This is a genomic window from Rothia sp. HMSC069D01, assembly GCF_001810135.1.
GTDB lineage: Bacteria > Actinomycetota > Actinomycetes > Actinomycetales > Micrococcaceae > Rothia.
The window spans coordinates 17,443-42,374 of the sequence record NZ_KV800085.1 but is presented as its reverse complement, the minus strand read 5'-3'; the positions used below and the strand labels follow the sequence as shown (position 1 = coordinate 42,374).

Sequence of the window (24,932 nt, the reverse complement as noted above, 5' to 3'; positions counted from 1 at the left end):
GGCCTGCAGAGACTCCAACACAGTAATAAACGAAAAATACGGAAAATTTCTGGAATTCCTCGTAATAAAACCGTAAAAATGCAGTTGGCCCTCAGAGTGGGGTCTATCATAGACAGTGAACCGTATGATCTTGTATGCGTTCAAATGTCTGTGTGTTGGATGAGGCTCGAAAGCATCGTAGCTTTCGAGCCTCATCGCTTTAACTATCAAATATATTTCTAGCCCCCGAATCATTATCAGCTGATTCATTTGCTGTACCTTGCGGATTCGTACGAATAGCCGCCCCACAGCGGCGGGGGAGTAGAGTTAAAACCATGCAAAGCCACGAAAAGAACCGCGAAAACACCCCCGCCCCTGAGGCCGGTACCACCGACGAACTGCTGGTGCACGTACCCGCACGCTGGGGCGATATGGACGCCTACGGGCACGTCAACAACGTTGCCATCCTCTCGGTCATGGAAGAAGCCCGCGTGGCGCTCTTCGGCCCACCGCCCTCCTCCGGGCAGAAGCCCACCGTGGCACCGCAGCCTCCGATTCCGCTTTTCGACCTGGTTGCCGAGGGTGTGCAGGCACTCATTGCCGAGCACGGCATCCGCTACCTGGCTCAGCTGCCCTACACTGGTGAGCCCGTGCCAGTGCGCCTGAGCGTGGAGAAGGTCAGCGCCGCATCCGTGCGTATTGGCTACTCGATTCTCTCCCCGGTGGACGGCCGCGAGTGCGTGCGTGCCTTTACCGTGCTGGCGTTCTGGGATTCGGTTGTGGGTCGTTTGACCCGTCTGAGCCCCGAGCAGCGTGAGCTGTTGAGCTCCTACCTGCCGCAGAAATAGGGGTAGATACCGGCGCTCCGCTGTAATAAACCGGTCTTGAACGGGGTCAAGCGTATGCTTTAAATACCTTCTGCAAAGGGTACAAAAGGTTCATTCCCGGGAGAGATAACAATGTCGTTCCACCACACTCAGGCAGACTCCGCCAGCCGGGGTCGCCGCACGATGCGCGCCACCGGATGCGCCGCCGCCCTGCTCCTCGCCCTGACCGGCTGCTTTGGCGGTTCTCAGAGCGAAAACTCTTCGTCGAGCCCCAGCCCCTCCAACACGGCTAACCACTCGCAGTACCCGCTCCCTTCCTCCACCGCGTCCCCGTCACCGACGAAGAAGACCGAGCCGACCGTCACCGAGACTCAGGTGTCAGCTCCGGCAGAGAGCGCCGAGGCGAAGGCGTCCGAATCCTCCGCACTCGCTGATGCAAAGGCAACCCCCGTCGCGGCAGCAACCCCCACCGGTGACACTCCCCGTGCGCCCGAGAAGGTGGAGGCTGAGCGCGCCTCCGCCGGCGAGCGCTGCGGACACATCGGACGCAAGGGCTACCTGAAGACCGGCGCGGAAATCATGGTGCTGCGCGGTACCGTGGACTGCGCCCACGCCCTGGACGTGCTGACCGAATACGTCACCACCCCGCGTGCCGACGACAACCTGACCCAGCACCAGGTGGCGAAGGTTCAGGATGCCACCTGCTACTGGAACCCGCAGTACGAGATGGCTGAGAACCGTCGCGAGGATCGCGGTGCCCCCGAATGCACCATTGGCGAGGATGTCGCCTTTGTGGCTCGCCTGGAAAACCCGGACGCTCCCCAGATTCCCTTCCTCATGGAGCCCTCCTACTATGATTCTGGCGCTGGCTATTACCGTTTCAAGAGCGATGACGAGCGCACCCTCTGCGAGCTGAACCCCGCGGATGGAACCCTGGTGTGCGAGCGCCGCACCGGCGAGCAGACCGGTGACGGTAACGGTGCGGTCGGTCGTACTTTTGCCGGTCCGGTGGAGGTGACTCGCATGAACTTCCTGACCGGCGCTAGCGAGGTGAATACCGTGAATGAGTCCTCGGCTCTGCACGCGGAAACCACCACCGCAAACACGAAGATGATGCACACCTGGGATGTGGTGACTGTGCCCGCAGCTGAGGGTCATCAGCTGACCTGTTTCGGCGAGATTGAGAATAGCTCGATAAGCTGCCATGACGGAAACGGCCACACTATTCTGGTGCGTGGCAGGCACGAAGGCTAAACACCCGCGTCAGAATTATTGAGTTGCTAACGAGCTATCAATGAGTTGTGAATAGCTAAGGAGGGGCTTTCCGCACTGCCGGGAAGCCCCTCCTTTCGTGCTCCTGGGGCTACCTCGCGAGTTCTTGAGATGTCATATCCGTATAGCTAGCTCACAGGTAGCGTCTTTAGAATACTGGTTAGGAACCCGAACCGATGACGCAGAAAGGTCACCATGCATCCGGCACAGAAGCACTCTACCCAGACTTCTACCCAGGCTCGTTCTACTACGCTCCGCACCGCTAAGCGCTACAGCCCCGTAGCGCTCGGTGCCACGCTGTTGCTGGCGCTGTCGGCATGCTCCGGAGGCGCTACCACCGCCTCCCCGAGCGCCACCGCGACCCTTAGCCCCAGCGCTACGAGCGCGAAGGCGACCCCTTCGCCCACCCGCACCGCAACGGTCACTGAAAGCACCCCGACTGCCGGTACCGTGCACACCCCCACCGCGGCGGCTACCGTGAGCCCCGGAACCATCACCACCGCAAGTCCCGCGGCGACCGCGCAGGCGAGCGCGGCGTCGAGCCCTTCCGCATCGGCTAAGGCGAATACTTCGGCGAAGGCGTCGAGCACCGCGAGCCTGTCCAGCTCGGATGTTCAGTCTGCGGGCGGTAGCTGCGGCAGCATGGACGCTACTGGCTACCTGAAGCACAACGCTACGGTTCAGGTGACCTCGGGTGCGGTGGATTGCCTGTTTGCGCGTGAGCTGATCCGCCAGTTTGTGGTGCAGAACCCCGCCGAGGTGACCGATAAGGCGAATGGTGAGCGTACCGTCATGTCGGCGCGCTGCTACTGGAAGCCGGGCGACGGCGCGGATCGTGCGACCCCCGAGTGTGTGTCCCTGGATGGTGGCAGCACCGTCATTACCGTGAAGCTGACCAACTAGTTTACGATTCCCACCCGGCAAGGCACGGGTATTAAACACAAGCGCCGCGTTGACGTATCATTCGTCAACGCGGCGCTTTAGTATTCCCACCCGCAGGCGGGCAGAATCAGAGCTGGTGCGAGTTAGAACTCTCCGCGGGCACGGGTGGCAAGCACGTTATCCAGGCGGGCGAAGGTCGAACGCCAGGTGGTGCGTACCTCCTCGTGAACCGAGGCGGGCATGGGGCCAATCTCAATAACGATGCGGGTACCGGCTCCCACGCCGTCGGCGGTAATCACGGTTTCGGGGAAGAAACGGTGACGCTGGTACACCAGCACGCTACCGGGGTTGCCCAGGTGGTCGGGCAGCTGCTCTGCGTATTCGAGCTCCTTGAACGGTTCAATGCTCAAAAAGCGGCTCTGCAGAATGCAGGACACCGAGGGGTCAACCTCGTTGATCATGGACAGACGCTGCAGACCGCCGACGACGGGCTCCACGACTACGTCGGTGGGGCGCACGTGCCAGCCGGCGGGGCCGTACCAGCGGACCAGCAGTTCGGGGTCCAGGTAGGCGCCGAAGACGTCCTCGACCGGGGCTGCGATCTCGTGGTCGAAGACGAGAAGCTCCTCATCGGGAACATGAGTGATGCTCATAGGGTTCTCCTTAAACGGGTTGAAGAGCGGGTTTAGGGCTTCTTGCCGGAGTAGTAGTTGCCGAGGAACTCGTCACGGTACTCGAAGTAGGTGCCGTCCTTGATGGCTTCGCGGGCGTCGTCCACCATGCGCACGATGAAACGCTCATTGTGGATGGAGGCGAGGGTCGCCGCCAGACGCTCGTCCGCCTTGAAGAGGTGACGCAGGTAGGCGCGGGTGTAGTGGGTGCAGGTGTAGCAGTCGCAGCCCTCGTAGATGGGCGAGAAGTCCGCCTTGAAGCGCGCGTTGGTGATGTTGTAGCGGCCGGTGGGGGAGTAGACGGCGGCGTTGCGTGCCACGCGGGTGGGGGAGACGCAGTCGAAGGTGTCTACACCGTTTTCGATGCCGACGAAGATGTCGTCGGGTTCGGAGATGCCGAGCAGGTGGCGGGGCTTGGATTCGGGCAGCTCTTCGGCGCACCAGCGCACGATGGTGCCGAGGTTTTCCTTCTCAAGCGCACCACCGATGCCGAAGCCGTCGAAGGGCATGGAGCCCAGATCCTGGCATGCCTTGCGGCGCAGGTCCTCGTACTGTGCGCCCTGAATGACGCCGAACAGCGCCTGGTAGGGCTTGCCCACGCGCTCAGTGGTCAGGCGCTGGTGCTCAGCGATGCAGCGTAGCGCCCACAGGCGGGTGCGTTCGAGCGCCTCCTCCTGGTAGCCGCGGGAGTTGTAGAGGGTGGTTAGCTCGTCGAAGGCGAACATGACGTCGGCACCAATCTGGTGCTGAACCTGCATGGACACCTCGGGGGTGAAGCGGTGAATCGAGCCGTCAATATGCGACTTGAAGTTCACGCCGTCGTCGTCAATGTGGGCGAGGCGTTCCTTGCCCTTTGCCACGTCGTCGTCACCGAGGGGGCGGCCGTCGGCGCCCTTAGCGCCCGCGACGGTACCCATGTCGATCACCTTCTTGAAGCCGGAGCCCAGGCTCATGACCTGGAAGCCGCCGGAGTCGGTGAAGGTGGGTCCGTCCCAGTTCATGAATGCGCCCAAGCCGCCTGCCGCGTCGAGGATTTCGGGGCCGGGCTGCAGGTACAGGTGGTAGGCGTTGGAGAGCAGAGCCTGAGCGCCGAGCTCCTTCATGGATTCGGGTAGGACCGCCTTGACGGTTGCCTTGGTGCCCACGGGGGTGAAGGCGGGGGTCTGGATCTGTCCGTGCGGGGTGGTGATGACACCGGTGCGTCCGCGGAACTGTCCGCCGTTGGCTTCTACACGTTCAGCGCTGGGGGAGGCGGTGTCCGCCAGGCGACTGGTGATGGTGAAGCCAAAGTCCTCGGTGGGGAAAGAGTTATCTAGAACGCTCATTCTTCTCTCGATTGTTTGCTTTCCGTCTGAATGTCTATACCCTAGCCTACCGGAAAACCCCGCCTCTCTCGCCGGAGGCGGGGTTTTCGCGGGTACCGTCAGGCTAGGGTACAGCCAGGCTGAGGTACAGGCAGACTAGGGTACAGGCAGGGTGGCTGGGTTTAGCTCGCCCTAGCCGGTGAAGTTAGCCGGCGAAGTCGCCGAGCATATCCACGGTCGGCACGAAGAAGAGGGTGCCAGTCACCGCGGTACTGAAATCCAGCAGACGGTCGTAGTTGGCGCCATCCACTCCCATGAACATGTTCATGAGCATCTTCTGAACGGTCGAGAAGGTGCTGGCGTAGCAGATGAAGTAGGTGCCCAGCTCGTTGTTGCCCACGGTGCCGAAGGGCATGTTGTCGCGAATAACCTTGAAGTCGTCACCGATATTGGCAATAGCGGAGTGCGAGTTGGCGGGCTTCTCGTCCTCGCTCATCTCGATGTCGTCGTGCTTGGAACGGCCAATGACCTTCTCCTGCTCGGAGACGGGCAGGGCATTCCATGCGGTCATGTCGTGAATGTACTTCTGCACGAACTGGTAGCTGCCGCCCTTGTACATGGGGTCGTTGTCACCGATGAGACCGAAGTATTCGCGTGCCGCGGGGGTCTGCGGGTTTTCGGTGCCGTCCACAAAACCGATGATGGAGCGGCCGTCCCAGTAGCGGAAGCCGTGCACCTCATCCGCGGTCTCAGCAATATCGCGTAGCGCCGCAGTAATAGCGGAGGCCATATCGTAGGCGACGGACGGCTGGGTCGCACGGATGTGGAAGTGCAGATCACCGGGAGTGGACACCGCGGTGTGCTTGGGGCCCCTAATCTCCTCAAATTCTTCGAGCTCCTGCGGCAGGGGCTTGGGCAGATCCAGGGTCAGCCACGCGCTGTGGCTAATGCCCAGAACAACGTTAGCGTTCTCGGGCGAGTAGCGGTTCGCGGCGGTGTGGTTGAGGTTAATGACGAGCCCGCAGAGGTTCTGGAACCCCTCAATGAGCGCATCCTGAGAGGTGCCTTCCTTGAACTTCCAGACCATGAAAATGGTGTTAGCGTTCGGGCTGGCAGTGACCTGTTGTGATTCTGGTGCAAGCATAAAATTCACCGTACGCCCGTGTACACGCCCCCGCAATGAATCTAGCTCTAACCTTCTGCACAGGCCCTAACCTTCTGCACTGAAGGGAGAAGATGAGGGCTGGGGGCAAAGAACAGCAGGGTTTTAGAAGCCGTACTTTAGAAACTGTGCTTTTAGAAACTGTGGGAGGCGAGGTGACGCGCATGCGCCAGACGCGCCGCCGTCTCAAAAATGGTCCACGCCTGCACCTGAGTGGACAGCTCCACCGGTGCACCGGGCTTCACAACCTTGCTCATCGGCTCGGTGAACCGCGGGGAGAACTGCACGAGCGCCTTACCGCGAATCTCATTCGGGTCAATGCCGTACTCGTTCATCGGCAGGTTGGGGTCGAACTCGCGGCGACCCTCCCACAGGGCGCGTGCGGTCGAGTACACCAGGGTCGAGGCGAGCGCTCGCGCCTCATCACTGAGCAGCGGCGAGGACGCCGCCATGCCCAGGTAGCGCACGAGAATGCCGGTGAACAGGCCGCCGTCGCCGTCACCGTGAGAGATGAGGATGCGGCGGCGCGCACCGGAGAGGAACTCCACCTCTTCGGTCATGTGCTTGACGATGCCGACGATGAGGCGCTCGGCGCGCTCGGCGGGGTCCACCTCGCAGGGCACACCGGAAGCTGCGAGGCTCAGCAGGGCGCCCAGGGCGGTTCCCTGGTTGTAGGTGAATTCGCTGCGCTCGTACTCGTACTCGTCGCCGCGCACGTTCACGCCGTCAATATAGAGCGAACGTTCTGCATCCCAGAGGGTTTCGTTCATCCAGTCCATGAGCGCGGCGGCAGTCTTCGGGTCGCCCGCCCGCACATACGCCAGAGCGGTCGGCGCGGTCGCCGCAGCATTCACAAAATCACGCTTGGACTTACGCCAACTCATGCCGCCCACCGGGGAGAAGCCCTTCGCCAGCTGCTCGAAGAGGGCGGCGCCAGCATCCTGGGCGGCAACATCATTAGCGCCGGTCAGTTCAATGCAGAAGGAGTTCATGCGGCCCACCGCGAGGGTTAGCCACGCCATATCGTCAAAGTAGTCGTTAGCGAAGCGGCCGTAGTTACGCACGTTAATGCCGCGCAATAGTGCGCGGGCGCGGTGCAGCTGCTCCTGGGCGGCAGTAATATCGCCCTCGCGCAGGTGACGCTGACCGGCATCAATCATGCAGTCCAGCAGGTGCGCCTGCCACCAGTAGTGCCAAATGCTCAGGCGCTGGCTCAGCGGGCGCGGGTCGGGAACCTGTACCGAACCGATGAGGGCGCCGGGAACACCGAGGATGCGGTGCACGAAGGTGTCGGTGACGCTGTCGGCTGCGGTAGCGGCGTGCGAGGAGGTGCGCTCGGCGTACTCGCTAATCGACTCCAGAGACTGCGCGTTGTGGGAAGACGGCTGGGAATTCATGGACCCTCTGTAGTTGCGGTGAAGTATTACGTCTGAAATTATCCCACTTTTTGCCCTCTGAGCGCCCGGATGCTGTGGGCGGGCTCTCGGGTGTGATTCCTTTTCGAGAGCCCGCCGAGAAGATGCACCGCGGGGAACGAGGTGAACGCCACTCAAAAACGGGTTAGGCGGCGGCAGCCAGCGAACGCCCGCTGTACAGGTCCACCTGTTCGCCGGTGATGGGGTGCTCAAAGTGCAGGCTGTACGCCAGCAGCTGCAGCGGGTACTCAGGACGGTCTGGGGCGTCGGGTAGCACCTGCGGGTAGAGCACATCGCCCAGAATGGGGGAGCCCAAAAGGTTCAGGTGCGCCCGTAGCTGGTGGGTCTTGCCGGTGTGAGGCGCCAAATCATAGAGCGTCCATTCTCGTTTTTCGTTCAGTGTAGGCTCGGCACGCCACCCCTCAACAGCCTGCGCACTCGGGGTGAAAGTCCGCAGAATCTTTACGGTCGTCAGCGTATTCGGTTCCACGCCCTGCGCCGCGCACTGCTCCTCCGAAAGTTGCTGAACCTGCAACTGATCACGAATCTTCTGAATATGCGAACGCACCTGCAGGCCCTCCTCGCTCAACGCCTGCTCGGCGGCGGTAGCATCGGCGGGAACCGGCGCCACGGCGCGGTAGGTCTTCGACACCTGACGGTGCTGAAACATCATCTGGAAGGGGCGGCGCGCCTCCACGGTCTTAGCGAAGAGCAGCACGCCCGCGGTCGGGCGATCGAGGCGGTGAATCGGAATCAGCAGCGGGTTGTCCTCGCGCACCCGCAGCTTGGTCAGCGCGGTCTGCGCAATATAGGCACCGCGCGGGGTGGTCGGCAGAAAATGCGGCTTATCAATCGCCAGCACGTGTTCATCCTCGTAGAGCACCGGCATATCGGAGGGTAGCTGCGGCTCATCGGCAAGCTCACGGAAGTACCAGATGCGCTCGCCGGGCATATAGGGGCTATCGCTGGTCAGCACCGTGCCGTCATCGAGGCGCACCTCACCGGTATTAAAGCGGGCGTGAATAATCTGCGGGTCGTTCGGGTAGAATCGCGCAACCAGGTAATCCGCAATGGTTGCCGGGGCCGTATTGTTCGGGGTGAGCTCGGCGGGGAGCTCCTCCACGCGCGGCAGGATCAGCTGAATCGGGTCGATACCGTTCTTCTGAGCCAGCGGAGGGGTCAGCAGACGGTGATGCGTGCGGCGTGCAGGCTTTGCCTGATAGGCGAGCTGTATTCCCTGCTGTGTATCGGGGCGTGCGATAGGCTGCGGGCGTGGGGTGTTCTGTGCGGGCATGGCTCTACTCTACCGCCTGAACCCTATCACCTGAGCGGGGTTAGGATCGAGGTAAGCTGAGCCGGACCGCCTGCCGGATGAGGCGGCTAGAAATATTGCCGTGGGCTTGGTGTGGGTTGCAGAAGACAGTTTTGTCTGACACTCATGAATGTTTGTGTGAATACGTGGAACAGAAAACGAAAACTTCACAAATTTTTGAAATTATTGGACATTTAATTTAAAAAAAGTGCATTAATTTTACAAAAACTATCGATTGAGTGCGGTATTTTCGAAAATGCTGTCAAATCAGAAACTAATAACCCTCAATTTAGCCCCTGTGGTTTTTCTAAGTATAAAAGATGTAAAGCAATTAAAGACCTGATAACCTGGGCATCCTACGTCATAAACACCTTAATAAAGGCTGGAAACAGCCTTAAAGCGGTACGATTAAGACACAGAAGTTCGATATTTCGAACGAAGGGGTCGAAATGGGACAGAAGCAGCGCAAGGATGCAGAGGTTAAAGGAACACCCCCAAATACAGCGGTGCAATCGGACAATTCCAAAGCACCGGAAAATGCGATAGGAGAGGTTATGGAACATTCACAAAAGAATGCGGAGCCTCGCACCGGTGCCCTGCGTATGGAGCCGCACGAACGCGAAGAGCAAATTCTGAAAATCGCTGCAGAACATTTCGCTCGCCGCGGCGTGCTCGGTGCCTCCATGAGCGCTATCGCCCGCGATGCAGGCATTACCCGCGCCCTGCTCTACCACTACTTCCCCGGCAAGGACTCCCTGGCGGCCGCTGTCACCCGACGCGAAGCCAACGCAGTCCTTGAGGCCCTGGGCGAGCATCACGAAAACCCCGAAGAGGCGTTGCGCAATGCGCTACGCACGTACTTCCTCGTTGTAGCCGGCGTTCCCACCCCCGGTGGGGAGGACTTCCCGAACAACCCTACCGACTACCTCGAATGGATGCTTGAACGCACCGGCATGCCGATTAATGACCGCACTCGCGTCATCCTCGGAGGCTGGTTGCAGCTCGTCGACTACTTCGCCATGCACGTCGTGCAGCTCAACCCCCGCGATCAGCGCACCGTTCGCTCCCGCGGGCTCGGGCTCGAAGAAGCTATCGACCTGTGCCTGGGTGCCGTTGACACCCTCACCGGCGGCTACTAGCCACCTGTCACCCTAAGAGGTAACAGGTCAGCGTAGGACTTCCCGCTCCGATGTTTGGTTATGTGCTCCACGGCAAAGGCGACGTGGACATCCGGGCGGTTATTCCTCCACCACGCCGCTTGCGACGTGGCGGAATCCGGGAACACCACCCGGTTCGTGAGTAGGGAAACATAATGCCCCGCACCCCCTTCCGTGAGGGTGCGGGGCATTATGATGCTCAGGTTGAGGTTAAAGGAATTGATTTAATCTGAGGTTGAGCTTGAGGCTCTTTCTGGAGAAGGCTAAATGGAACGGCGCAGCGACAGTCCGCGAACCGTCGCGTAGAACCCCTGTGCCTGCAGTGCTGCACGCAGAGCCTCCACCGGATGCTCCATAACCTCGCCGCCGGAGGCGCTCAAGGTATGGGTGCCCAAAAGCTCCACATCGTTGACCTTCTCCACCGAAATCTTCTCCGTACCACCGGCGGACACCAGGCGCGCCAGGGCGGGGGCCGCCGCCTCCAGAAGTACCGGGTCGGTGGTGAAAGCCAGCAGGGTCTTCGCGCCACGCTCCACATAGAGCACCGGGGCGCCATCCACCAGCACCACGCAGGCACCCGCCTTGCGTGCCGGGCGGTGCTTCACGGTGCCCTCGCCCTTGTGCGCAAAGGAGGGAATCGCGGGCCAGCTCAGCGCCGCACCGTACGGGTTCGCCGGGTCGGTCGCCGCCAACAGGGTCACCGTGAACGTGCCGTACACCCGCTCCGTATCGGTACGCTGCGGGGCGTAGGCGCTCGCACCAAAACCCTGTGTCGCACCAAAACCCTGTGGACTTGCGGGAACACTGAGGCTATCGGCGGTAGAACGCAGCAGGTCCACCGTCGCGGGGGCGGCGAACTGCGCCGCACCCAAACCCTCAATAAAGTAGCCACGACGCACCAGCGCACGATCCTCAGCCGCCGAATAAATCCGGTACAGCTGCGAGAACCCGCCGGCAGAATCCTCCACCTGCAGGCACCCGCGAGTCAGTACACCGTAGCGGTCCAGCAGCAGGTCGGCGCGTGCGAGCGCCGTAACCGTCGCCTCCACCGGCTCCTGCAACAGTGTGTCCACGCGCGAGAAGCGGCCGCTGTCCTGCGGGGCAACGGCGGGAGCGACGGCATGGAGCCCGCCGCGCAGGGAGCGCAGACCGCGCCCGGCGGCAGGCGCAGAGTAGCCGCTGGAACCATAGCTATCAGCGCCGTAACCGCCCGCCAAGCCGTTACCCATGGAGGCGCGCGCCGCCGCAATACGCCCCGCACCACGGCGGCCCACCCGCGTCAGACGCGCAGGAGCCGCCGGAGTCGGATGTGCACTGCGGACGCCCGCAAGCATCGCCCGAACCGGCGCGAAACTATCGTTCGTCACCGCACCAGCCCACACCAGACGCCACAGAGCCGCCGAAATCTCCGCCGTATCCGGGAAAGTCACCACCTGACCGGCAGGTGCCGCAGCGCTCATCAGCTGCGCCACCCGCTCACGCAGCGCCGGCACGAACAGGCCGCCGTGAGCCAGCGCCTCATAGATGGCGTGCTCGAGCGTGCCCGGAGCCTGCAGCGCCTCCCAAAGCTCCGGGTTCTCCGCGCGCAACAGCTGCTCTGGGTAGTCCTCACCCAGAGTCAGCGAGGAACTCTCGCTCAAGTGCAGGCGAATCCAGCCGTCAGACTTCTGCGCGCTACCGCCGCCGAGCTGCCCGGCGCCGGTGAAGAACACCCTGCCGCTTGCCATCAGCTCGTCCAGCATGTGCGGCTGGTAGCCGGGCACGCGTGCCGGAAGAATCAGCGTCTCCAGCGCGGAAGCCGGTACGCGCACACCCGCCAGTTGGTCGATGGCGGTGAGCAGATTCTCCGTGGCGGAGGCGGAATCTTGTCCCGTATGTTCTGCGCCATTCTCTGCCGCCGAGCCGAGGGGTGCCACCCTCTCGCCCACCACCGTGGCGGCGCGGCGGGAGGGCATGAACGCACCGTAGGCGCTCGCCTCCGGCAGGGTCTGAGCAACCCGCACGGATAAAGAACGAACGTTCTGCCACGAAGGTAGGAAAACGCCATAGACCTGTGCCGATACCGGCTCAATCTCCTCACGCAACGCCGCCAGAGAGCGGGCACGAATCGTACGCAAAACCTGAGCATCCACCCACTCAACACCGGCAGACCCCAAAGCACGCAGCACCTCGGGCAGGAACTCGCCAGAGCTCAGGCGGCGCTGCTGCTGAAGACGCTGCAACACCGGAGTCAGCACGCCCACACCCACCGGGGTCAGGCGCGAAAAATGCTCCGCCGCCTGCTGTGCCGTAAAGGGAATATGGGTGCGCGCGTAGCGAGAAACCAGATCCTCCAAAGGCTCCGCAACCGGCTCCAAAAGGGCAACAGGAAGCGCCGCGGCGGGCATAATGCCCAGCCCATCGCGCAGACGCGCGGCATCCTCAACCACCGCATAGTACAGCTGCGGCTCGGCGGAACCGTCGGCAGCTCCCATGTCGGCAGCTCCCATGAACGAGAACGCACGGCGCGAGCGCACCAGCTCCTCCGCTAGAGCACGCGCCTGATCCGTGCTGGCGTGCGCACTGTACTCCTCGCCGTAATCTTCGGAATCTTCATGCTCAATGCCGGGTGCCGCCGCCAGCAAGCTGTCAGCCCGCAAACGCAGGCTCAATTCCTGCGCGCTCAACGGGCCCAGCTGACGCAACAAATCCGCCACGCCCTCCACACCGCAGGCGCGGTAACGCTCACCCGTGCGCTGCAGACGCTGCTGAGTCTGCACCAGAACCGCCGGGTCCAGTAGCTCGCGCAGACCGCTCGACCCCAGCAACTCAGCCAGCAGAGCCGGGTCCAGTGACAGCGCGGCGGCGCGGCGTTCGGCGGCGGGCGCATCGCCGTCGTAGAGGTGCTCGGCAACGTACTCAAAGAGCAGGGTGCGCGCAAAAGGCGAAGGGTCGTTCGTCTCAACTTCCAGCATGGACACCGCCCGAGACTGCAACGAACGGTGTACCTGAACCAGCGCCGGAACATCGTACACATCCTGCAGACACTCGCGTGCCGTCTCCAAAAGCACCGGAAAATCAGGGTACTTACGCGCCACATCCAGCAGCTGCGCCGCACGCTGACGCTGCTGCCACAGCGGGGTGCGCTTACCCGGATCACGGCGCGGCAACAGCAGGGCACGCGCCGCATTCTCACGGAACCGAGACGCAAAAAGCGCCGAATCGCCCACGCGTTCGGTGACAATCGCCTCCAGCTCGTCCGGGTCGAAAAGGAACAGGTCAGCGCCGGGCGGCACATCCTCCACGGCGGGCAGGCGCAGAATCAAGCCGTCATCGCTCGCCATGACGGAGGCGTCCACCCCGTACTGCTCCTCAATGCGGGCGCGCACCGCCAGCGCCCAGGGCGCGTGTACCCCGTAGCCGAGCGGCGAGTGCAGGACCACGCGCCAATCGCCCAGTTCGTCGCGGTGCCGCTCTACAATCATGCGGGTGTCGGAGGGGACCGCTCCGGTGGATTCGCGCTGCTCACGCAGGTAGGCGAGCAGGTTATCGACCGCCCAGGTGTCCAGTCCGAGCTGTTCGAGCTGCTGGCGGGCGGCGGCGCTATCGGTGGCGTCCAGGCTGGAGAGGGCGCGCGTGAACGCACCCGTCTGCACGCCCAGGGCGTAGGGGCGGCCCATGCGGTCGCCGTGCCAGAAGGGTAGGCGCGCGGGCTGACCGGGTGCGGGGGAGACCCGTACCGCGTCGTGCGTAATTTCTTCAATGCGCCAACTGCTCGCGCCGAGGGTGATGACCTCGCCGGCGCGGGATTCGTACACCATTTCTTCGTCGAGCTCACCCACACGCTTGGGGCCGCGCTCTTCATCGCCGCTGACCAGGTAGACGGGGAAGAGCCCGCGGTCGGGAATCGTGCCGCCGCTGGTGACGGCGAGGCGCTGCGCACCGGGGCGGCCCTCAATACTTCCGGAGGGTGCCTCCTCGGTGGGGGTGCGGTCCCAGATGATGCGCGGGCGCAGTTCGGCGAACTCATCGGAGGGATAGCGTCCGGCGAGCATTTCGAGCACGGAGTCGAAGAGGGCGCGCGGTAGCTCGGCGTAGGGTGCGCTGCGGCGTAGCGCCTCGTACCAGGAGTCCACGCTGATGGGGCCCAATGCGCAGGCGGCGACGGTCTGCTGTGCGAGTACGTCCAGGGGGTTGGTGGGGACGGCAAGCGGTTCGAGGGTTCCGCTGCGCATTCCGGCGAGGGTGACGGTTGCACCGAGCAGGTCGCCGCGGTGCTTGGGGTAGAAGAATCCGCGCGAAATTTCGCCCACGCGGTGTCCGGCGCGACCCACGCGCTGCAGCGCGGAGGCAACCGATGGAGGCGCCGCCACCTGGATTACGAGGTCCACGTGACCCATGTCGATACCCAGCTCCAGGGAGCTGGTGGCGACCACGCAGCGCAGGGTTCCGCCCTTGAGCGCCTCCTCGATGAGGGTGCGCTGTTCCTTGGATACGGAGCCGTGGTGCGCACGGGCGAGCGGCGGCACCTCGGCGATGTCGCAGATGCCTGCCACGTAGTCTTCGGGGTCGATTCCCCGCTGCGTGAGGACGCGGCGCAGGTGAATATCGTTGAGTGCCGCGGTGAGCTTTTCCGCTAGTCCACGTGAGTTAACGAAAACAATCGTAGAACGGTTGTTCTCGATATGGTCTACGATGCGCTCCTGTACGCGCGGCCAGATGGAGGTCTCGGGGCGCTCGCTATCGGCGGTTTCACGGAGTGATTCTTCGGGGATGGTGAGCGTATTTTTGGGCGCGGTGTTATCGCTCTGTCGCGCCGGGTTTGCCTGCCCGGGGAATACGCCAATGGCATCTTCCAGTGTGTAGGGCGCGCTCGCCGGGATGTCTACGGCACTAGAGATAGGCCGTGCCGCACCTACCGGTGAACCAGCAGAAGCTGAGCCCTCGCCACCCGGCGCCTCCGAGGGCGCATATTCTGATGGGGCGTAGAGCCCCTGCCCGTAGTCGTTGGCGCCTCCGAGCGCCGCCATATTGGGTACGGGCACGCTCAGACGCAGGTCCCATTCTTTGGCGACCGGGCGGCTCATGATGGTCACCGGCTGAATGCCGCCGAGGAACCGGGCGACCGCCTCCGGGTTTTCGACGGTTGCGGAGAGGCCGATACGCTGTGCGGGCTTTTCGAGGAGCGCGTCGAGGCGTTCGAGGGAGACCGCCAGGTGCGCGCCGCGTTTGGTGGCGGCGAGGTTGTGAATCTCGTCCACAATCACGGTGGTGACGCCCGCGAGGGTGTTGCGGGCGGCGCTGGTGAGCATGAGGTAGAGGGATTCGGGGGTGGTGATGAGAATGTCGGGCGGGTTGCTGATGAGCTGGCGGCGTTCGCGGGCGGGGGTGTCGCCGCTGCGCACGCCCACGCTGATGCTGGGTTCACCCGTGTTGTTTCCGCTCAGACGGGTGATTCCGGCAAGGGGTGCGCGCAGGTTACGTTCGACGTCGGCACCGAGTGCTTTGAGGGGCGAGATGTAGAGGATGCGCGTGCCGCCTGCGGTTCCGGCTTCGTGTTCGCGGTGCAGGGCGTCGAGTGCCCAGAGGAATGCGGCGAGGGTTTTGCCGGAGCCGGTGGGGGCGATGATGAGGGTGTTGTTGCCGTTGCGGATGCTCTCCCATGCGCCTTCCTGGGCGGCGGTGGGTGCGCTGAAGGTGGCGCGGAACCAGTCGCGTACGGGTGCGGAGAAGTGGGAGAGTGCGTCGGTCATGTATCTATTATGGCGGGGTTTATGGTGTGCGCCTCTTGAATTGTTGGGGGCTGGGGGAGGAAGATGTGCTTGACAGGTTCCTAACAAGCCCGTAATGTTTTACTTGTAAAGTAATTGACTGAGAGAACAACACAAAGGAGCACCACCATGACCCGCCTGACCGACGAACAGCTCATTAACCTCTTCCACGAGCCGCGCACCGTCTCCTCCTTCACCGAGGAGCCCGTCACCGACGAGCAGCTGCGCCGCATCCAGGAGCTGACCTTCTACGGCCCCACCGCCTTCAACAGCCAGCCCCTGCGCATCACCTGGGTCAAGAGCCCCGAGGCACACGAGCGCCTCGTCGCACACCTGGCAGACGGCAACAAGGCTAAGACTCAGGCGGCACCGGTCACCGCGATTCTCTCCGCAGACGCAAACTGGGTAGAGCATGCTGACACCTTCAACCCCAACGCTGCCGGCTTCATCAAGGGCTTCTACACCTCCGAGGAGCTTGCTACCCCCGCCGCTGAGCTGAGCGCTCACCTGCAGGCAGGCTACTTCATCACCGCAATCCGCGCCCTCGGCCTGGATGCTGGCCCCATGACCGGCGCAGACTTCGCCGGCATCAAGAAGGAATTCTTCGCGGATAACGCAGAGATCCCCTTCCTCGTCGTCAACATCGGTCACGGCGAGGCTCCCGCATACCCGCGCGGTGCACGCTTCAGCCACGACGAGGTCGCTCGCTCCCTCTAAGAGCGTGCGGCTACCGCATAGCTCAAGCTAAACCCTAGGTTTATAGACAGTTCAAGGGCGGTTCCCCATCGAGGGGAACCGCCCTTGAACTATATGCGAACTATATGCGCACACAACGTGCCAGAGATGTTGTCACATCTGCAACGCCGCGTTAGCGGGCACCAAATTGACCCACCGACAGCTGCGGAACAGACGAGGAACATGCGGTCGTATCCAGCGGAACAATCACGCCACCGGAACCGGAGGGAAGACCCACCAGGAAGCCCTGAACCGGGCGGCTACCGCAATCGTCACCGAAGCGTGCCGGGTACACCGAACGCAGTACCGCGGTGGTGCTATCGCCGGGGTTGAGGGTCACACCCGCAGGGTTCATGTACTCGTCGGAGGTGGAAGCCTCACGACCAACCCAGGTTCCCGAAGGACCCGCATGGACCACGCGCGGGTAGCCGCGCAGGGTGCAGGGGGAGTTCGAGGAGTTCTGGAAGTACAGGGTGTAGTTTCGGGCGCCGGGGGAGCCTTCTCCAATAGCAACCGAAACGTTCAGGTCATCCAAATCGCACTGGCCGGGACCCTCAACGTTGTTGTTGGAGGAGTTAGAGGACTTCTCCGAAGAGCTCGAGGAATTCGAGGAGTTGGAAGAATTCGACGAGTTCGAGGAACCGGAGGAGTTCGAAGAGTTGCCCGAAGAGCGAGAACCCGACTGCGAAGACGAGTCTGAACTCTTCTGGGAGTCCTGCTGAGAATCAGAGTCGTCCGACTTGTTCTGCTCGGAACCCTCGTGGGAGGACTCAGAGGAATGAGAGTCAGAGCTCTGCTTCGACTCGTGAGTCTCGGTGTGGGAGGAAGACTCGGAGTGCTCAGAGGAAGACTCGTGGTGTTCCGCGTCGGGGGAGTTCACCACGGTAATGGAGCCCGGGCTCACCGAAGGGGTAGCCCCGTCGGAGGCTACTCGAATCGTGCCGGGCTTGACCGAAGCCGAAGCGCTCGGCTGGGCCGAGGTGCCTTCAGCTTCCTGACCGGCCTGGGACGCGCCGCATCCACTGAGCGCTAGCACGCAACAGAGGAGGGTGGTTGATGCGAGTACCTGAGCCGATTTAAACATGATTACATCGCCGCCTGCATTTGGATTTCTGCTCCGTCCATACCGGGGGCGTACTCGACCTGGCAGCACAGGCGAGAGTACTCGTTGGCGACATCGTCGACCATGTCGAGCAGGTCCTGCTCAGCTTCGGTGCGCTCACCGGAAGCCTCGAAGTGCTCGGGGTCGATGAAGCCGTGGCAGGTAGCGCAGGATGCGTTACCACCGCAGGTTGCGAGGACCGGCACGCCGTTAGCCTGGAGGGTTTCCAGGAGGGTGTGGTGGTCTTCCCACTGAATGTCGTAGTTTACGCCTGCTTCGTCAGTGACCTTAATCGTTACGCCCATGCGTTCTCCTTCTTCTGTAGTGATGCGTTTCTATTGTAGAGGTAGGGGCTGTTATTCACCGTACTTTGTGGCGCATCCCCAACCCTACCGTCACGCATATCACGGGAACGCATATTAATTTTTATGCTGAATAGCATGTCTGTATTGCCCCCAGTCTACCCCGTATTGCCCTGACAACGCGGGATATAGGCGCATATGAATACTGCCCCCAGATGCAAAGACATGCTGGGGGCAGTATAAAGAACCGGCACGCGGGCGCGCTTCAACGGCTATGCTTCAACTGTGACGAAGAGCTACTCGGATTCCTTCTCCGCAGTCTTCTCGGCGTCCTGCTTTTCTGTGCTGTGGTTATCGGAATTCTGGACGCTTCCTCCGGGACCGCGCACAATACCGCGTACGCTATCGCGCGGGTCGGCGTAGCGCAGGTCGATACCGAAGGTATTGCGGATCTGGCGTGCCGAGTTCAGGTGCCAACGCTGCGAATCTGAGGGGGTCACGGAGGTGACCGCCTTCTGACCCGGAGCCAGCTTCTCGTGGCGAATATCGTAGTGCTTACCGCCCATGGTGATGGTGAAGCCGTGCTCTTGCAACAGCTGCACGAACGCATCCACATCGTGCGGGATCTTGCGGCCGCGCTGCCTCTTTGTGCCGCTCATCCTCGGCTGCGACTCGAAGGGGTTACGGCTGGGCGCGGTGCCGCGGCTAATACGGATTACCTGCTGGTCGGAGTGCGAGAACTCCACCTGGTAGCCGTTGAGCGAGTACACGGTGCGGCTACTGCCGGGAATTGGGCGGCGGTCCTCAGCCTCATCCAGGATGCGGGCAATGTACTCGCCGGTCAGACCGAGCGCCTTCAGCTGTGCCTGAGCATCGGGGGAGAGCTGGTAGCCTCCCGCCAGAGCCTGCAGCGGGCGCAGCGCGAGCACTTCGGCAGTCAGGGGGTTGAGCACCACCTGGTAGCCTTCCTCTTCATGCGTGTAGAGGGTGACTTCGCGGCCGTAACGGTTCTCCTGCGCGCTCTCTTGAACCACGGTGCTTGCGGGCGATTCGATGATGTCCAGCAGTAGCTCGTAGGTGAGACCGTGGCGCATCATATAGTCCATCACGCCCGGGAGCACGCCGTAGATACGGCGGCGCGGCGGCACCTCGCCGTAGAATTCCTTCTCGATGCGCGCGGCAATACGCTGGTTCTCCAGCGGCACCTCGGTCAGCGGGATGAGGCGCTGGTTGGAGGGGCGAATCTTGGCGCGTGCGGCGGCGGGCTTGGGCGCCTGACGGTATGCGTCCACGAGTGCCTGCTGTTGCTCCACGAATTCCTGGGCGATGAGCGGCAACAGGGTGAAGTAGAGCTCTGCGGCTTCGGGCTTGAGCGCGCCGTTCTCATCGAGCAGGGAGGCGCCGTCCTTAGTGAGCAAATCCCACGGCTTATCGTTTGCCGCGCTCTCTTCGGAACCCTGGTTCTCCCGGTAGCTATAGGTTGCGAGGGAGGCAAGCTCCTGCAGGCGAACGTACACCTCAAGAGGAACGGTAATCTGCTTAGCGGACATTATTTCTCCTCCTCAACGGTGTTTTCTGCCTGGGCTGCGCCATCTTCTGCCCAATCAGCGGCATTTTCTGGTTCTTCCGCCTGCTGAGCCAGAGCATTACTGAGCTCTTCGAGCTGCGCCTTGCGCAGGGTTTCGGCGTGCAGGTGATGGAAATCCGGGGTCTTCGCCAGAGCCATAACGGTCCGCTCATCGGGCGAAATCGCAATTTCCAGACCCTGCGCCGCGTAGATGCGGGTCCAGCCTTCAGCCATGCGCACGCTCTCGGGGTTGCTCAGGGCATGAAGCATCAGATCGAAGACGAAGGGCGGGTTCTTCTTCAAGAAGGTGCGGGCGCGCTCGCTGAATTCGAGTTCCAGGGCGTTGAGCGAGTTGTATTCGCCCTGCGCCAGGGATGCCTGCGCCGCTTCGTTGTATTCGGCGTCGTATTCGTCAATGACCGTAATGACTTCTGCGGAGGCGGTGTTGACGTCCACCCGGTAATCGTCGTGGGTGAAGCGAATCGTCCAGTCGTTGAGTCGTTCTGCCGCGCCTTCACGCAGGATGGTGCGCACGAGCTCTTCGCTGATGTTTTCGCGTTCGAGGCGGGCGCGCAGGCTCGGGCGCAGGCGGTAGCTGCGTTCGCGGTCCTCTTCGCTGACGCCGCGAGGCGCGGTCGGTTCGGCGGCTACCGGCTGAGCCGCGGGCTCGCTGAGGGCCGCCGGAGCAGCGGGGACCGGGGCTGCGGGCTTCGGCGCGCTCGGCTTCGGGGTATTCGTCTCCGGAGCGGCGGGCGCACTCGGTAGGGACTGGCTGAGTACGGGCAACTCTTCAACAGGTGCCTGCTCGCTAGCTACTGCCGTATGGGTAGCTTCTGCGGCTTCGGCAGCCTGTTGGCGGGCACGCAGACCCTCCAGGTACTCTTCGATGCGCGGCGGGCGGTAGGTCAGCGTGGACTTGCGGAACATGCCGGGGGAGGGCGTACCGGGAGTAGGCGCTGCCGGCTTCGGTGCTGCGGGCTTGGGCGCTGCGGGAGCAACCGTGGCGGGCGTCGGTATAGGAGCCGTCTTTTCTGCTGTTGCCTCTGCGGGTGCTTCCACAGATGCTTCTTCCGGCACGCTGGGAGCAGGGCTGGGAGTCGGGGCGGGTGCCTGTGCCGCGCGGGCGGCAAAGAGCGCGGGGGAGGGCGCCGGCTTCGGCGCCGCAGGCTTCGGGGTTGCCGGCTGGGGAGTAGCGGTTGCGCTCACCGCGGCGTCCTCACTCACTACACCCTCGTTGGCCTCTGCGACGGGAGTCTCAGCCATGGAGGCTTCGGCCGCTTCGGTTGCCTGCAGGTCGGTCTGTTCCTCTTCAGCAGGCTTAGTGTCGCTGGCTTCCTCATCGCCGCGGCGTAGGGCGGCAACGAGTTCCTGGCGGGAAGTATAAGGAATGATTTCCTCGGGCGAATCGATATATCGCGGGAAATTCTCGTAGAGAATCTTCGCCGCGGCCTCAAAGAGCTTCTCCGCGGTGGTGTTGGCGGCGGGTGTGCAGGGGCAGAGGAGCTCCTGGCGCTGCGCGTCATAGAGGGACCAGTGGGCGCATCGTTCGGTGGGCGGGAAGTAGTCGAGTGTTCCAAGGTCGGCTATATCGATGAGTGCACCTATCAGGGACTGCGGAATGGATAGCTGTGCCATAGTGCTCCTTCGCGTTGTCTGCTCTCCAGCCTATGTGTGGAGGGTCCTCTTTCCATCCTATGCGTTTTTTGGCGGGTGTGCCCCGGGGCACGTCATCTGGGAGCATAAATCTGTGGATTCACAGGTTGGGGTGCTTTGGGGCGCGGTTTTTGGCACGGATGGGGCAGCGTCAGCTGGTGAAGCGTCCTTGCTACACCTAGCTAGAGCCTGCGGCGTGTCGTACTGCAACATGTTGTACTGTGCAGTGGCTTGAGCTCTGCCCGGGGCTTGTGTCAGAGCGTTTTCAGCGCGCTTGTTTCCCAAAGATGTCTTCCAGGGGTGTGTCTTCCGGGGTCTATCTTCTGGGCATACAAAAAATCCCCGGTTCCAAAGAACCGGGGATCGGTGGTGCGCCCGAAGGGATTCGAACCCCCAACCTTCTGATCCGTAGTCAGATGCTCTATCCGTTGAGCTACAGGCGCATGTTCCTCGCTTCGGATTTCTTCAACCCGTCGCGGCAACAGGTACTACTATACGGATGTCTCCAAGGGTGCGCAAGCCGAAAAACTCGAAATTGACCCAAAATCCCCTCCGAAAGACTCGATAATGCCCTGTTTTACCGCATGATTCCGGGGTTTTTGGTGGCGTAAAATTTTTTCAAAATATTTTCTCGGCACCCTAAAACCGGTGCTGTAGGCCCCTAAAATCCCCGAAGGGTCCCGCCATACGACCTAAAAATTCTTTACAGAAATCTTCTCGTACTCTAAGAATGTGATGCGCAGAACTTAAGAAATGGCGTTATAGAAAGCTCTACAGACCATTAATGCGTTATTCTGTAAGCATCACGAGGAAGTGGAGACTGTCCAAGCGTGCATATTCACGATTATTTGCACGCTTGTAGTGTTTAACTGCTTCTTTGTTACCGCAGACCTAACCGGATCAATGTAGTATCCGGGCCACCGATTGAAGGGGAAAATGTCAATGGCTGACACCTCAACTCGTACTCTCTCTGCCGAACTCGAAAAGGAGCTGCAGAGCGCACCTACCACCCACCAGGGCCTCCTGGATTGGGTTCGCGAGGTTGCGGCACTGACCCAGCCCGCACACATCTACTGGGTCGATGGCTCCCAGGAAGAATATGACCGCCTGGCACAGGAACTGGTTGACGCCGGTACCTTCGTTCGCCTCAGCGATCACGAATTCCCGAACTCTTACGCAGCTTTCTCCGATCCCGACGACGTTGCACGTGTCGAGGAGCGCACCTTCATCTGCTCCGAGACTGAAGAAGGCGCAGGCCCGACCAACAACTGGCGCGACCCCGTCGAAATGAAGCAGACCCTGACCGGTCTGTTCGAGGGCTCCATGCGCGGTCGTACCCTGTACGTCATTCCTTTCGTCATGGGCTCCCTGAAGGCTAAGAACCCCAAGATTGCTGTTGAGCTCAGCGACTCCGCATACGTTGTCTGCTCCATGCGCATCATGGCAACCATTGGTAAGGAGGTTCTTGCCAAGCTGAACGAGACCAACGGCTTCTTCGTCAAGGCTCTGCACTCTGTTGGTGCACCCCTGGAGCCCGGTCAGGAAGATGTTCCCTGGCCTTGCAACCCCGAGAAGTACATCGTCCAGTTCCCCGAGACCCGCGAAATCTGGTCCTTCGGCTCCGGCTACGGCGGTAACGCACTGCTCGGTAAGAAGTGCTACGCACTGCGTATCGCATCCGTTATCGGTCGCGATGAGGGCTGGATGGCAGAGCACATGCTCATCCTGAAGGTCACCAACCCCGAGGGCAAGGTTCGCTACATCTCCGCAGCGTTCCCTTCCGCATGTGGCAAGACCAACTTCGCAATGATGGAACCCACCATTGACGGCTGGAAGGCTGAGATGGTCGGCGACGACATCGCATGGATCGAGTTCGACGAGAACCACCAGGCACGCGTGGTCAACCCCGAGGCTGGCCTGTTCGGCGTGGCACCGGGCACCGGTTACTCCACCAACCCGAACGCTATGAAGGCTATCGCCAAGGGCAACACCATCTTCACCAACGTTGCACTGACCGACGACGGCTCCGTCTGGTGGGAGGGTAAGACCGATGAGGCTCCCGAGCACCTGATTGACTGGACCGGTCAGGACTGGACCCCCGAGTCCGGCCGCCCGGCAGCTCACCCGAACTCCCGCTTCTGCACCCCCGCATCCCAGGTCGACATGCTCGCTCCCGAGTACTACGACCCCGAGGGTGTGCCGCTGAGCGCTATCGTTCTGGGCGGTCGCCGCAAGACCACCATCCCCCTGGTTTCCGAGTCCGAGAGCTGGGAGCAGGGCGTCTTCCGCGCAGTTACCCTCTCCTCCGAGACCACCGCGGCTGCTAAGGGCGCTGTCGGTGTGATTCGCCGCGACCCGATGGCAATGCTGCCCTTCATCGGCTACAACGCTGGTGATTACTTCAAGCACTGGCTGGACCTGGGCAAGAAGCACGGCGCTGAGAATATGCCGAAGGTCTACTACGTCAACTGGTTCCGCCGTACCCCCGACGGTGGCTTCGCATGGCCCGGCTTCGGCGAGAACTCTCGCGTTGTGAAGTGGATCTGCGACCGCCTCGACGGCAAGGCTGGCGGCCAGGAGACCTTCCTGGGCACCGTTCCCACCAAGGAAGACCTGGACCTGACCGGTCTGGAAATCTCCGAGGAAGAACTGAAGGCTGCTCTGGCTGTCTCGAAGGAAGAATGGGTTGCTGAGCTGCCCAGCATCGACGAGTGGCTCGAGAAGTTCGGCGACAAGCTGCCTGCTGAGGTTCGCGAACAGCGCGACGCTCTGGCGAAGGCTCTGGAGGGCTAAGACACTCCAGCTAATACCTAAGGTTTAGCGCATTGAAGGAGCGGAATCTCCCGATGAGATTCCGCTCCTTCCTTCTGCTTGGGGAAAATTTGAATCCCCGTCAGCTGGGGGGAATGATAAGTTTTCTCGCAAAGGTGTGAATGTAAGGCTATGCAGTCCACTTGCTCTTGAGAAATACTTTAAATCCCCGCCGGGGTGGTTGGGGCACAGAAGCAGCTGGTTATAATTTCTTGCCTCTCTTATCACCCCTATACAATTCCAATGTAAGATTTTTGAATGCACATGGCTTTCACGAGCTGCGCATATCCGCTGCTACATGTACTGATATGTGGTGGCACGAGAGATTAGAAGGAGTATCCATGCGTTTGACAGCATTCTCGGATGTCTCGCTCCGCGTTCTGATGCTCCTGTCTGCTCTGGAGCCCGGTCAGAAGCTTTCCACCCAGAAGATCGCTGAAGGTGTGGACACCCCCTACAACCACGTGGCGAAAGCTGTAGCTTTCCTCGTGAACATGGGTTACCTGGACTCGACTCGCGGTCGTTCCGGTGGCGTCATGCTTTCGGATGCGGGTCGTTCTGCGACCGTCGGCACTATTCTTCGCGCTACTGAGGGCGATATCCCCATGATTGAGTGCGAGGACGAGAATGGCCACTGCCCCCTCGATAAGTTCTGTCGCCTGCGCAATGTGCTGGCGAAGGCTCGCGAGGCATTCTATGCATCGGTTGATTCGGTGATCATTAGCGAACTGACTGCCGGTGCGCGCCCCGTTGGCCCGGTGTTCGTCGAGCTGGGCTTTGGGCCTCCGGAGAATGCGTTGCCTGCGCGCTAGTCGTAAGTATTCAAGCGATACGTGATGCCTGTGGAGCTTTCCAGTGGGAGGCTCCACAGAGTTTTTAACACGGAGGTTTGGGCGTTTCTGTGCTTGATGCGGGGGCTGCTAGGCGGTTCGCGCGGGGGTGTTTCGTGGGGGTTTTGAGGGCCGCGGGGGAGTGTTTTTGACTCTGCGTGCGCGGTTGTCGGCACCTGCACGAACCCGGAAAATGTGCAG

At 61.7% G+C, this 24,932-nt stretch carries 17 protein-coding genes and 1 tRNA gene; 7 read left to right on the top strand and 11 right to left on the bottom strand.

The annotated features are described in order from the left end of the window. Nucleotides 1-314 precede the first annotated feature (314 nt). The 3 genes from HMPREF2710_RS02245 to HMPREF2710_RS02235 all read left to right on the top strand — a co-directional run bounded on the left by HMPREF2710_RS02245 (nt 315) and on the right by HMPREF2710_RS02235 (nt 2,981). Nucleotides 315-827, top strand: coding sequence for an acyl-CoA thioesterase (locus HMPREF2710_RS02245; protein WP_049340311.1), 513 nt, complete (start codon nt 315-317; stop codon nt 825-827). A gap of 111 nt (nt 828-938) precedes the next feature. Next, the gene (locus HMPREF2710_RS02240) at nt 939-2,060 is read left to right on the top strand and encodes an RAD23 family protein (RefSeq protein ID WP_070599294.1); all 1,122 of its coding nucleotides are present in this window, start codon (nt 939-941) and stop codon (nt 2,058-2,060) included. A gap of 213 nt (nt 2,061-2,273) precedes the next feature. Beyond that, nucleotides 2,274-2,981 (top strand): hypothetical protein, encoded by a 708-nt coding sequence (locus HMPREF2710_RS02235; RefSeq protein ID WP_070599291.1) that lies wholly within the window; start codon nt 2,274-2,276, stop codon nt 2,979-2,981. A 122-nt stretch (nt 2,982-3,103) separates the two neighbouring features. Here HMPREF2710_RS02235 and HMPREF2710_RS02230 read toward each other — a convergent pair whose 3' ends face one another. The 5 genes from HMPREF2710_RS02230 to HMPREF2710_RS02210 form a co-directional block, all read right to left on the bottom strand. Continuing rightward, entirely contained in the window at nt 3,104-3,613 is a 510-nt protein-coding gene (locus HMPREF2710_RS02230) for an SRPBCC family protein (RefSeq protein ID WP_070505903.1), read from the bottom strand. Nucleotides 3,614-3,645: 32 nt separating this feature from the next. Next, the gene (gene tgt, locus HMPREF2710_RS02225; protein ID WP_049340315.1) at nt 3,646-4,956 is read right to left on the bottom strand and encodes a tRNA guanosine(34) transglycosylase Tgt; all 1,311 of its coding nucleotides are present in this window, start codon (nt 4,954-4,956) and stop codon (nt 3,646-3,648) included. A 184-nt stretch (nt 4,957-5,140) separates the two neighbouring features. Continuing rightward, entirely contained in the window at nt 5,141-6,079 is a 939-nt protein-coding gene (locus tag HMPREF2710_RS02220; RefSeq protein WP_070599290.1) for a Dyp-type peroxidase, read from the bottom strand. A gap of 152 nt (nt 6,080-6,231) precedes the next feature. Then, complete coding sequence (locus HMPREF2710_RS02215; protein WP_070599288.1) at nt 6,232-7,494, bottom strand: glycoside hydrolase family 76 protein; 1,263 nt, start codon at nt 7,492-7,494, stop codon at nt 6,232-6,234. A 163-nt stretch (nt 7,495-7,657) separates the two neighbouring features. Continuing rightward, entirely contained in the window at nt 7,658-8,806 is a 1,149-nt protein-coding gene (locus HMPREF2710_RS02210; protein ID WP_083303476.1) for a pseudouridine synthase, read from the bottom strand. 572 nt (nt 8,807-9,378) lie between these two features. Here HMPREF2710_RS02210 and HMPREF2710_RS02205 point away from each other — a divergent pair. Then, a complete protein-coding gene (locus tag HMPREF2710_RS02205; RefSeq protein ID WP_005507171.1) occupies nt 9,379-9,963 on the top strand; it encodes a TetR/AcrR family transcriptional regulator in 585 nt (194 codons plus the stop codon). A gap of 281 nt (nt 9,964-10,244) precedes the next feature. Here the strand turns inward: HMPREF2710_RS02205 and HMPREF2710_RS02200 are convergent, their stop codons facing one another. Further along, a complete protein-coding gene (locus HMPREF2710_RS02200; protein ID WP_070599285.1) occupies nt 10,245-15,713 on the bottom strand; it encodes a DEAD/DEAH box helicase in 5,469 nt (1,822 codons plus the stop codon). Between the two features lie 147 nt (nt 15,714-15,860). Between HMPREF2710_RS02200 and HMPREF2710_RS02195 the strand changes: the two genes are divergently transcribed. Then, the gene (locus HMPREF2710_RS02195; protein WP_070599284.1) at nt 15,861-16,448 is read left to right on the top strand and encodes a malonic semialdehyde reductase; all 588 of its coding nucleotides are present in this window, start codon (nt 15,861-15,863) and stop codon (nt 16,446-16,448) included. 151 nt (nt 16,449-16,599) lie between these two features. Here HMPREF2710_RS02195 and HMPREF2710_RS02190 read toward each other — a convergent pair whose 3' ends face one another. From HMPREF2710_RS02190 to HMPREF2710_RS02170, 5 genes are all read right to left on the bottom strand, one after another. Continuing rightward, nucleotides 16,600-17,550, bottom strand: coding sequence for a DUF4232 domain-containing protein (locus HMPREF2710_RS02190; RefSeq protein WP_012904175.1), 951 nt, complete (start codon nt 17,548-17,550; stop codon nt 16,600-16,602). A gap of 2 nt (nt 17,551-17,552) precedes the next feature. Next, nucleotides 17,553-17,873 carry a 2Fe-2S iron-sulfur cluster-binding protein gene (locus HMPREF2710_RS02185; protein WP_005509285.1) on the bottom strand — a complete coding sequence of 107 codons (321 nt, stop codon included), beginning with the start codon at nt 17,871-17,873 and terminating at the stop codon, nt 17,553-17,555. Nucleotides 17,874-18,166: 293 nt separating this feature from the next. Next, nucleotides 18,167-19,420: a hypothetical protein gene (locus HMPREF2710_RS02180; protein WP_049361803.1), complete on the bottom strand. Its 1,254-nt coding sequence runs from the start codon at nt 19,418-19,420 to the stop codon at nt 18,167-18,169. Further along, nucleotides 19,420-21,072 carry a DNA repair protein gene (locus HMPREF2710_RS02175; protein WP_070599283.1) on the bottom strand — a complete coding sequence of 551 codons (1,653 nt, stop codon included), beginning with the start codon at nt 21,070-21,072 and terminating at the stop codon, nt 19,420-19,422. Before HMPREF2710_RS02175 ends, HMPREF2710_RS02180 begins: the two co-directional genes overlap by 1 nt. 385 nt (nt 21,073-21,457) lie before the next feature. Beyond that, a tRNA-Arg gene (locus HMPREF2710_RS02170) sits at nt 21,458-21,533 on the bottom strand. Between the two features lie 499 nt (nt 21,534-22,032). Between HMPREF2710_RS02170 and HMPREF2710_RS02165 the strand changes: the two genes are divergently transcribed. Together HMPREF2710_RS02165 and HMPREF2710_RS02160 are read left to right on the top strand one after the other, a co-directional pair. Next, entirely contained in the window at nt 22,033-23,883 is a 1,851-nt protein-coding gene (locus HMPREF2710_RS02165; RefSeq protein WP_070599281.1) for a phosphoenolpyruvate carboxykinase (GTP), read from the top strand. 359 nt (nt 23,884-24,242) lie between these two features. Continuing rightward, nucleotides 24,243-24,713 (top strand): RrF2 family transcriptional regulator, encoded by a 471-nt coding sequence (locus HMPREF2710_RS02160; protein WP_044150790.1) that lies wholly within the window; start codon nt 24,243-24,245, stop codon nt 24,711-24,713. Nucleotides 24,714-24,932: the final 219 nt, after the last annotated feature.

Bases quoted from the DNA above. Each gene is read 5' to 3' on its own strand.
- HMPREF2710_RS02245 (WP_049340311.1), top strand. From the start codon at position 315: ATGCAAAGCCACGAAAAGAACCGCGAAAACACCCCCGCCCCTGAGGCC.
- HMPREF2710_RS02180 (WP_049361803.1), bottom strand. From the start codon at position 19,420: ATGTCCGCTAAGCAGATTACCGTTCCTCTTGAGGTGTACGTTCGCCTG.
- HMPREF2710_RS02235 (WP_070599291.1), top strand. From the start codon at position 2,274: ATGCATCCGGCACAGAAGCACTCTACCCAGACTTCTACCCAGGCTCGT.
- HMPREF2710_RS02190 (WP_012904175.1), bottom strand. From the start codon at position 17,550: ATGTTTAAATCGGCTCAGGTACTCGCATCAACCACCCTCCTCTGTTGC.
- HMPREF2710_RS02200 (WP_070599285.1), bottom strand. From the start codon at position 15,713: ATGACCGACGCACTCTCCCACTTCTCCGCACCCGTACGCGACTGGTTC.
- HMPREF2710_RS02165 (WP_070599281.1), top strand. From the start codon at position 22,033: ATGGCTGACACCTCAACTCGTACTCTCTCTGCCGAACTCGAAAAGGAG.
- HMPREF2710_RS02175 (WP_070599283.1), bottom strand. From the start codon at position 21,072: ATGGCACAGCTATCCATTCCGCAGTCCCTGATAGGTGCACTCATCGAT.
- HMPREF2710_RS02210 (WP_083303476.1), bottom strand. From the start codon at position 8,806: ATGCCCGCACAGAACACCCCACGCCCGCAGCCTATCGCACGCCCCGAT.
- HMPREF2710_RS02185 (WP_005509285.1), bottom strand. From the start codon at position 17,873: ATGGGCGTAACGATTAAGGTCACTGACGAAGCAGGCGTAAACTACGAC.
- HMPREF2710_RS02215 (WP_070599288.1), bottom strand. From the start codon at position 7,494: ATGAATTCCCAGCCGTCTTCCCACAACGCGCAGTCTCTGGAGTCGATT.
- HMPREF2710_RS02230 (WP_070505903.1), bottom strand. From the start codon at position 3,613: ATGAGCATCACTCATGTTCCCGATGAGGAGCTTCTCGTCTTCGACCAC.
- HMPREF2710_RS02160 (WP_044150790.1), top strand. From the start codon at position 24,243: ATGCGTTTGACAGCATTCTCGGATGTCTCGCTCCGCGTTCTGATGCTC.
- tgt (WP_049340315.1), bottom strand. From the start codon at position 4,956: ATGAGCGTTCTAGATAACTCTTTCCCCACCGAGGACTTTGGCTTCACC.
- HMPREF2710_RS02195 (WP_070599284.1), top strand. From the start codon at position 15,861: ATGACCCGCCTGACCGACGAACAGCTCATTAACCTCTTCCACGAGCCG.
- HMPREF2710_RS02240 (WP_070599294.1), top strand. From the start codon at position 939: ATGTCGTTCCACCACACTCAGGCAGACTCCGCCAGCCGGGGTCGCCGC.
- HMPREF2710_RS02205 (WP_005507171.1), top strand. From the start codon at position 9,379: ATGGAACATTCACAAAAGAATGCGGAGCCTCGCACCGGTGCCCTGCGT.
- HMPREF2710_RS02220 (WP_070599290.1), bottom strand. From the start codon at position 6,079: ATGCTTGCACCAGAATCACAACAGGTCACTGCCAGCCCGAACGCTAAC.